This window comes from Kocuria sp. PD6 (assembly GCF_031844145.1).
In the GTDB taxonomy this organism is placed as follows: domain Bacteria; phylum Actinomycetota; class Actinomycetes; order Actinomycetales; family Micrococcaceae; genus Kocuria; species Kocuria marina.
In genome coordinates, this window is the sequence record NZ_JAUZUS010000032.1 from 1 (window position 1) to 2128 (window position 2128).

Below are 2128 nucleotides of genomic sequence, written 5' to 3' on the forward strand. Positions count from 1 at the left end.
AATGTATCGGTTCTCCTAACGGCGCGCTGTAGTGGCTATGGCATTGCTTCAATGGTCATCGTTGCAATTGTTCTGTAGGTGGCCCATCGAACTCGAAAGTGTGGGCGCAACTGGCTGTGATCTTCCATGATGACCGTGCGCATTGGCGCATCTTGACCAGTGATCGTGACGGCTAGAGCTGCTGTCTCAGGAGCGACTGTGGTGGCGTCTGGCATGTCGATTTGCAGGACGTGTCGCCGCATCATATACGGACCTTGCTCGACGCTTGTGCTTTGAAACCTCTCCAGGCCTAACGTGAGCTCTTGCGGGATGTTTTCTTCTGGCGACCGCCATATGCGTATTTCTGGGGCTCTGGAATCTAATTCTTTGTGTGTCATTTGGTCAATGGTGAGGCGGATGCCTACGTCGATATCACCTTCGACTAGGAGATTTAGAAGCTCCCGGCCAAGTCGTCCCTGGACTTCGGCTAAATATGCAAGATGCTCAGCCAGGACCGGCATCCCTGCATCACTCCAGCGTCGAGCCGTGCGCTGGTCTCGCCACTCATCCGGAGAGAGAGTCTCGGCCGTCACTTGAAGCCGATCAAGCACTGTGTCTGCTTCGGCGATGATCGACAGGGCTGCTGCTGCCTCAATCCTTCCCTGGGTCTGAAAGCGAGTCATCTCCCGTCGGAACTTTGCGTAGGCGTCGAGAAGATCGTCCCCGCCACAGGCATGTCGGAGGGTTTCGTGCTGGGCGAACTTCTGGATGGTCAGGGATCCATGTGACTTCCGCAGCTGCAGGAGCTCGCGCCTGATGATGTCGACCAGATCCGCATGCGCGCGGAGTGCACTTGGGGCGGCGCCCGGGCCAACGAGCAGCGAGTCGGCCGACCTGTGTGGAGCGATCATGCCTCCATTCTGTGCACTTTTCTGTCACGACCTGGGAGGAATCGCTGGGTTGAATCGTGGATACCTGATCGGATCAATCGAAGGAGAATCCCGATGTCCAGCATCATCCCTACGGGCGGCAACCGCTCCGTTCCCCAAAAACCTGAGGGGTACACCCGAGGGGAGGCGCGTTCGCTAGCCCGAGCGCAGAATGTCGAGAAGACTCGTGGGCTCGTGGCGATTTCTCGTATCCAGGCTGCCGGCATGGTGGCTGCAACGGGTATGCATTTGTCGGCGATGCTGAGCCGAGAGTCGCAGTTCCAAGCCGACGGTGATCCAGCCACGGCTGCCCGGCTCAACTACATCGCAGACTCCTACGCCGAGTACGCGGCGGAAGAAGTCCGGAAGTTCCGGTGGTGAGCGAGATGGGGTACCGCATGCCAGAACCGTCAGATGATCAAGTGACAAGACATGTCATTGCCTACGTATCTGGCCTCGTCCTCGATCTGCATCGCCAGGTGGAGGAGTATTCCGAGACGCTGGCTTTATTCGACCGGGACGCGGCGGCTCAGCTCATGCTGGTCGACTCGATGATCTTGGCCGCCGCCAGCGAGGCAGTCACCCGGTGGATTGATGAGGTGGTGTCATGACGCTAGTCGCCGGGGCGATCGTTCTCATAGTCGCCGCTTCTACTAGTGCAGCGCTGGTCATGCGGTATCGAGTGCACGCGCTTGCCTTGATTACGCACACGGGACTGCCGCACGATCAGGTGACAGTTGGGGTGTCAGGCCACGAGGCTCACGGCCGGGTTCATGATGGTCTCGTATTCGATGGGGGTCAATCGGCCCAGGCGGGCCTGTCGGCGGCGTCGATGATAGGTGCGCTCGATCCAGGTGATGATCCCGATGCGGAGCTCCTCTCTCATCCTTCAGCGCTTGCGGTCCAAGACGTTCTTCTGCAGCAGTGCGAAGAACGATTCCATTGCGGCGTTGTCCCCGGCGGCACCGACCTGACCCATCGATCCGATGAGGTGATGACGGTTCAGGGCGTGCACGAATTTCCGTGACCTGAACTGGCTCCTGCGATCCGAGTGCACAATGCATCCGGCGGTGTCGCGACACCTGGATATCGCATTGTCCAGCGCTTTCACTGCGAGACGCGCCTTCATTCGGTCGCTGATCGAGTAGCCCACGATACGGCCGGAGAACACGTCTTTGATGGCGCAGAGGTAGAGCTTTCCCTCGTCGGTCAGGTGCTCG

3 protein-coding genes and 1 pseudogene are annotated in these 2128 nt (G+C 59.1%); 2 read left to right on the forward strand and 2 right to left on the reverse strand.

Features of this window, described 5'->3' with window-relative positions; translation table 11 throughout:
* Positions 1–35 precede the first annotated feature (35 nt).
* The gene (locus Q9R22_RS13230; protein ID WP_131332356.1) at positions 36–890 is read right to left on the reverse strand and encodes a hypothetical protein; all 855 of its coding nucleotides are present in this window, start codon (positions 888–890) and stop codon (positions 36–38) included.
* Between the two features lie 93 nt (positions 891–983).
* Here Q9R22_RS13230 and Q9R22_RS13235 point away from each other — a divergent pair, with 93 nt between their 5' ends.
* On the forward strand, positions 984–1289 hold the full coding sequence (locus Q9R22_RS13235) for a hypothetical protein (RefSeq protein ID WP_131332357.1): 306 nt from the start codon (positions 984–986) through the stop codon (positions 1287–1289).
* The gene (locus Q9R22_RS13240) at positions 1286–1519 is read left to right on the forward strand and encodes a hypothetical protein (RefSeq protein ID WP_131332358.1); all 234 of its coding nucleotides are present in this window, start codon (positions 1286–1288) and stop codon (positions 1517–1519) included. The genes Q9R22_RS13235 and Q9R22_RS13240 overlap by 4 nt, the downstream gene beginning before the upstream one ends.
* 134 nt (positions 1520–1653) lie before the next feature.
* Here Q9R22_RS13240 and Q9R22_RS13245 read toward each other — a convergent pair.
* Positions 1654–2128 (reverse strand): annotated as a pseudogene (locus Q9R22_RS13245) (DDE-type integrase/transposase/recombinase); the annotation flags it as partial.